The following is a 7,178-nucleotide window of genomic DNA, read 5'->3' on the forward strand; positions in this document are numbered from 1 at the left end:
TGTATTCATGATTTATTTGAGGGGCAGGTAGCGAATGCGCCAGAGCAGACGGCGGTGGTATTTGAAGGTCGTACACTAAGTTATAGAGCGTTGAATGAGAAAGCGAACCAAGTAGCGCATTACCTACGTTTGGAGCATGGCGTAGGGCCGGATACATTGGTTGGGTTGTGTATAGAGCGGTCACTGGAGATGGTGATAGGGATAATGGGTATCTTGAAGGCAGGGGGGGCGTATGTTCCTTTAGATCCGAATTATCCGGCAGAGCGACTGAGTTACTTATTAGCAGATACAGCGGTTGATATCGTGTTGAGCGGTACGAAAGAGCGGGATGTACTGGGAGAGTTTGCAGGTGCAGTTCTTTGCTTAGATGGGATGGCGGATACGACGGGATATGCATGTGTTGATTATAGTAAAGAGAACCTAGATAGGGAGGAGATAGGGCTTACCTCAAGTCATTTGGCATATGTAATTTATACATCGGGGTCAACGGGACAACCAAAAGGCGTGATGGTTGAACATCATTCTTTGGTTAACCGAATTATTTGGATGGATGAAAAGTATGGTCTGAGTGCAAATGATAAAATTCTTCAAAAAACACCTTTTAGTTTTGATGTATCAGTATGGGAATTTCTATGGACATTAGGCTTTGGCGCCCAACTAATTATTGCAAGGCCTGATGGCCATAAGGATCCAGAGTATTTAACCCAACTTGTCATAGACTCAGGAGTAACAAAGTTACACTTTGTTCCGTCTATGCTTGGAGTTATCTTAAGTTGCGCTACCTTCAATAATTGCACAAGCATTAATCAGGTGTTCTGTAGTGGAGAGGCATTGCAAACAACTCATGTGCAAATGTTCAAAGAGGTACTGCCTAATGCGGAGTTACATAATTTATACGGCCCGACAGAAGCGGCAATTGATGTTAGCTATTGGGATTGTGCTAATGGATCTCATCAAAGTGTGCCAATAGGAAAGCCTATTTATAACACCCAGCTTATCATTTTAGATCCAAGCCAGAATATCGTACCATTTGGTGTTGTGGGTGAGCTCTATATTGGAGGTGTTGGATTGGCGCGGGGATATCACAATAATGAAGTGTTAACCCGAGAAAAATTTATCGAAAATCCATATTTTGACAAGGATAGAAAAAACAGCTCTAAGCGTTTATATAGAACGGGAGACTTGGCAAGTTTAAGAGCTGATGGAGAAGTTGAATACCAAGGTCGAACGGATCATCAAGTAAAAATTAGAGGAATGAGGATAGAGCTTGGTGAAATTGAATATCAATTGGGTCAATTGACAGAAGTTGATTCCGCATTAGTGACAACAACAGAAGCAGCAGGATCAGCTCAGCTTCTTGCTTACATAAAAACTAAAAGCAACCATTCACTGGATACCACTAAGGCGATGAAGCACAAGCTTAGAACTGAATTAGCTAAGCATCTACCTTTACATATGGTACCAGAATTATACATTTACGTTGAAGAATGGCCTCTGACTCCTAATGGTAAAATCAATCGAAGCGCCTTACCTAAATTTGATGTGAATTCGATTCAGGTGGAAATTGTAAAACCGGTTAACGACATTGAAGTAGCTATATTAAATGTATTTGCAGAATTACTTCAGCTTCCAAATTCCGAAATAAGTATGGAATCAAATCTATTCGAGCTTGGGGGACACTCTCTATTAGTGCCTACTGCAATCTCGAAGCTATCAGATATGGGCTACCTTTTGTCTGTTGCTAATATTTATCGCTCAGCATCGTTGAAAGAGATGGCGGAACTTGTAATTGCAAATCAAAATACTTACATTGTTTACAACTCTAAAAGTCTAGTGCCAATTGGAACAGAACGGTTATCAGCTGATATGTTCGACTTAGCTAAATTAGATGAAGAAACCATTTCGAAGATTTCAGCAACGGTACACGGCGGTGCAAGCAATATACAAGATATTTTGCCGTTACTTACGCTTCAGCATGGCTTTCTTTTCCAGCACTTAGCAAACCCGGCAAAGGATCCTAGTTGGCAATCAATTTCCATGAGAGTTAACAAGGATGAGATAGACACACTGATCTCAAGCTTTAACAGTGTAATAGTTCGTCATGATGCTTTACGAAGTGTGTTTATACCGGTGTTGCCGGTTCCTGTTTCAGTTGTTTTGAGAAAATATCAGATTAGGGTTGATTATCATGAATTAAGTAATGTCGGCGATCCAGAGAGCCAAATGGATTATATTACTCATGATTATAATATTGATACCCTGCCACCAATGCTATTAATTATTGGTACAAATAACCAACTCAAGCATCATCATGTAAGATTAGTTACACATCACCTTATGCTTGACCATGAAGGTGCTAATATAGTGCTAGAAGAATTGGTGAGCGTTATATCTGGTAACGCTGAACGACTTGCAAAGCCTGTTCCTTATAAAGGCGTTGTGGCACATATAATTAATGCTAATAGTAATGATGAAGACAAAAACTTTTTTGCAAAGCAGCTAGCAGGGTTCACTAATGCATCAAATATAGTCGGTATTTCACAAGCCAATTTTTCAGGCGAAGTTACGACAAAAGAAATCGCTCTTGACGCAAAACTGGAAGAAAGCATTCGTACAATTTCAAAACAGCATAACTATTCACCTGCAACGTTCTTTCATACTGCCTTTGCAATGTTAATGTCTGTGCTTTCTAAGAATAAAGACGTAGCGTTTGGGACTGTATTTTCAGGTCGGCAAAATGCGCCTCCTGGCAGTGAAAATGCTGTTGGGATGTTAATGAATACTTTACCTTTTAGAGTCAATACCAATGGCTGTACATTGATTGAACTGTATACATCTGTCGCTGAGAAACTGGTTGGATATTTATCACATGAGCACTTTCCGATAGGGCAGGCTAAAGCACTAACTCAATTAAAGGGAAGTGAAAGCTTAATAAACGGAGTGCTGAATTATAGATACGGCTTTGCTACTGAAACAGCAGTCAAAAATCACGTTATTGATTATATTGGTGATGAAGATAAGATGGGAGCATCATCTCCCATAATTCTAGCAGTTACAGATAATATCAATAAGTTTCATATTACTCTAAAGGTTGATAGTAAAATCAATGTAGAAGCTGTTTTTTCTATATTTAAGTACATATCAAAAACTATAGTCTCATCTCTTTGTGAGGAAAAAATAACAAATAATGTTGAATGGGTTACAGAGCTAATTAATGCAAGTCAATTATTGGTCAGAGGGAGAGAGCCTGTTGTTGTTAATGAGCAGGGGTATGCTTATAAAAAAGTAAAGTCCATACTTTGTAAGCTCTTGGGGGTTGAGCATATTGATGCAAACGAAAATCTCCTAGAGTATGAGAGTTTTTATGATGTTGCCAAGATAGCGGCTGCATTTAATAAAGAGTTCTCGTTGGATCTAGAACCCGCTTATCTTATTGATAATAATAGTGTTGGTCATCTTGTTTTATATTTAGAGAATGTCTTAGTTTCTGAAGCTTATGAAAGTAAGTTGCTAGAAGATAATTATAATTGTGGAGTTATTTGATTTATGTTTGATCTAATTAAAAGGGCCGTTGAGTCTGGTATTTTGCTTTATGTTGATGAAGGTGAGCTAAAGTATAAGCAGATGGGCGATGAGTTTCCAGAGGATTTGAAACAGAGTATTCGTAACGAAAAGAAGAACTTAATTAATCATATTATTGAGCAGCAAAGTAAAAATCTTGGTAAAGTTAGTTTAATTGAGCAATTTGCAAAGAATGTAGTAAAACATCCAAGTAGAACAGCCTTAATTTTTGGGGACAAAGTGTTATCATTCAGCGAAATGCTTAAGCAAGTTGAGCATTTAGCATGTTACATCCTTGCTCACTCTAATCACAAGCCGGTAGCGATTATGATGGGTCGAGGGGTTGATACTATGATTGCTATTTATGCAGCTTTACGGGCAAATGTACCGTATGTACCGATTGACCCTGCAAATCCAAATGAGAGAGTAAGCTATTACTTAAAAAACTCATCAGCAGAGTTGTTGATAACCGATGTTGATGTAGACGCAAGTAGTAAGAGCATCGCGACGCCTATTTTGTTTGACGATATTATGGCGTTAGAGGAGTTTGACAAATCAGTACTGCCAAATATTTCTGATATAGATGAAGAGTCAATTGCTTATATAATATATACATCAGGTTCAACAGGTAAGCCGAAAGGAGTTGCCTGTAGTCATAAAAACCTGCATTACTATGAAAATGTAATGCAACAGCAATACCGTCTTCTTAATCTAACTGACTGTTCAAATTGGTTGTGGAACGCTTCTTTTGCCTTTGATGCCTCGATAAAAGGGGTGGTTTCTCTTGCACAGGGACGATCACTGGTAATTCCCAGTGACACTGATGTGAAGGATCCTAAATCATTAGTTTCTTTGGTAAGAAAATTCGATGTTCCTGTTTTAAATGCTCCCCCAATTGTCATGGAGTATCTTCTACCACATCTTATAGCGACACAAACTTACGTTAATTTAATCGTCAGTGGTGACGACATCAGCAAGGCGCTTTGGGCAGAGCTATTCAATTATGGAATACTTGCGAATAGAAAGGTGATAAATGCTTATGGCCCAACAGAAGCAACAGTAAACGCAACCTTAGAAGTCCAAACTAATGATAATGAAGTGTCAATCGGAAAAGCAGTTGATGGCGCTCAGCTTTATATTATGGATGAAAAACTACAGAGCTCTGACTCTGAGGGGGAACTGTACATTGCTGGTGATGGAGTTGCTATTGGTTATTTTAATAACGATAAAGCAACGAGCGAAGCGTTTGTTGAGCTGGACATTGAGTCTAAAAAAGTTAGAGCTTACAAAACTGGAGATTTGGTTAAGGTATTAGACGATAATAGAATTAAATTTCTTGGTAGGACAGATAGCCAGATTAAGTATCGAGGGTACAGAATTAGCCTTGGTGAGATTGAAGGCGTACTGAAAGACTTTACTGGTATCAAAGAAGCTGTGGTGCTTGGCAATAAAAGTGAAAATGATATGAGAATAGAAGGCTATTTAGTTGGAGAGTCGGAATCGCCTTCTATTGAAGCTATATATCAATATTTGAGTTCGAAGCTGCCAGAATATATGCACCCTACCTCGTTAACTTATCTAGACACCTTACCTTTAACTAGCGGCGGAAAGGTAGATAAAGGCATGCTCTTAAACTCAAACACAATGCCAGCTAGCATGGACTTGTCGGTTAATAATAGCATTGCTGACAGACTAACTTTCATATGGAAAGAAGTACTGCGAAAGGAATCCATTGAATTAGAACATAGCTTCTTTGAATTAGGTGGGCACTCGTTATTGGCAATGCAATTGATGCAAAAGATTGAGAATGAATTCGGTTTGGTAATGGATACTAGGGACTTGTTTACCTTACTTACACTGCAAAGCCAGATAGATTGGGTCACAGAAAATATTGATAGTACAGCTGTTACAGAGGGAAATTCAGAGTCTAAGGCAGATCAGTTAGACCAAGTGGAGCTTGAAATATGATCGAAGAGTTTATCGCTCATTGTAATACTCTTGGTATCAGTATGGAGTTGGGAGCCTCCGGAAAGCTTAAAATTAATGCAGATCGCTCAGTGTTAACGAAAGAAATCACCGAAGAGATTAAGCTCAATAAGCCCTACATAATAAAGTACTTGCAAGACTATAAATTAAAACAACTAGATGAAGAGTATCAGCTAGGTGTGGAACACCGTGTTGCCACGCTTTCACGTCTCGGGCTCAGTGAATCTGATATTGAGGGCTTTTATCCGTTATTACCCCTTCAAGAAAGTATGCTTTTAGATCATATTCTAAATGATGGGTTAGACCCATATATTGTTCATTTTATATTGAAAGTAGATGGACAAAATGTACTGGATAAGGTCCTACGCTGTTTTACTGAAGTTGTTCAGCGGCATGCATCGTGCAGGACCTCAATAATATGGAGAAATGTGCCTCAGTCTTATCAGTTGGTGAAAAAGCGCGTTGAGATACCAATCAACTCTTTTAACTGCTTCTCAGAACAAGAGCTACATGAAAAACTCGAAGAGCTTGAGTGTTCGAAAAGCCCTATGGACCTCGAGTTAGATCCTTTGACGCGCATTCATGTTCTACACCTTGAAGGCAGTAACGAAAAAACACTTTTTATTGAGCGTCACCATATTACGAGTGATCATATAAGCCTTGAAATTATGATGCATGAACTGGTAAGTATCTATAATGGAGACTTCATTAATTTACCTAATGTAAAACAGCAATTTGAATATGCACTAGAACAGAATAAGCAACCACATGTAAAGGCAACATATTTCGAGGAACTTTTAAAGGGCTTTGATTCACCGACCCTGCTTTTTAATGAGACTGACTTTTTGGTAAATACAACTAAGTATCGTCAGCCGATTGATGCGCAGCTTCAGACTAAAATTCGAGAATGTTCGATACAGTCAGGTGTCAGTTCTGCAAGTATATTTCATCTTGCGTGGGGTATGATTTTATCAAAGTTTTGTGATTCGAAAGATGTATTGTTTCCTACAGTGCTGACTGGGAGAGTCATGCATCCTGATTATCGTACGACTGTTGGAATGTTCTTAAACTCTTTACCGTGTAGAATAGGCTTTTCGAATAATACTGTTCGTAATCAACTAAAGGAGCTCTATGTTCAACTTTTAAATCTAACACAATATGAACATGTCCCCTTGAATACAGCTCTAGAAAAAGGAAGCAATAACTTTGATGTTGCTTTTAACTGTATATTTAACTATCGATACTCACAAGAATTAGATTTAGATGCTCTTCCTTTCGATTTAATTACATGTAATACCGTTTCTACTACTCCCTTTAGTCTGTCGGTAACAGACATGGGCCATTCATTTGAGTTAAGTTTTGATGCAGCTACGGATTATGATGGTGAGCGATTACTTTACGGATATGTAAGTGCTTTGCGCTATATTGTGAGTGAGATAGATAGCGGTTCTGAATTACCACTTACAATACCTCAGCTATTAAATGACCAAGAAGTGAATGAATTACTCAATGACCTTAACAACACAGCGCAGCCTTACCCAGAGAAGGCTTGTATTCATGATTTATTTGAGGGGCAGGTAGCGAATGCGCCAGAGCAGACGGCGGTGGTATTTGAAGGTCGTACACTAAGT

Annotated in this window: 3 protein-coding genes; all 3 read left to right on the forward strand. The window is 38.7% G+C overall.

Features of this window, described 5'->3' with window-relative positions; all coding sequences use genetic code 11:
- Positions 1–3: 3 nt before the first annotated feature.
- Positions 4–3,543, forward strand: a complete 3,540-nt coding sequence (locus EXT48_RS23410) for a non-ribosomal peptide synthetase (protein ID WP_276320171.1) — start codon at positions 4–6, stop codon at positions 3,541–3,543.
- Positions 3,544–3,546: 3 nt separating this feature from the next.
- Complete coding sequence (locus EXT48_RS23415; protein WP_130166016.1) at positions 3,547–5,529, forward strand: non-ribosomal peptide synthetase; 1,983 nt, start codon at positions 3,547–3,549, stop codon at positions 5,527–5,529.
- Positions 5,526–7,178 (forward strand): condensation domain-containing protein (locus EXT48_RS23420; protein WP_130166017.1); only part of this gene is annotated, 1,653 nt, incomplete at its 3' end. The genes EXT48_RS23415 and EXT48_RS23420, both read left to right, overlap by 4 nt.

The organism is Pseudoalteromonas sp. CO348, assembly GCF_004208845.1.
GTDB classification, from domain to species: domain Bacteria; phylum Pseudomonadota; class Gammaproteobacteria; order Enterobacterales; family Alteromonadaceae; genus Pseudoalteromonas; species Pseudoalteromonas maricaloris.

Excerpts from the sequence above, each read along its gene's own strand:
- EXT48_RS23415 (WP_130166016.1), top strand. The coding sequence starts at position 3,547 with ATGTTTGATCTAATTAAAAGGGCCGTTGAGTCTGGTATTTTGCTTTAT.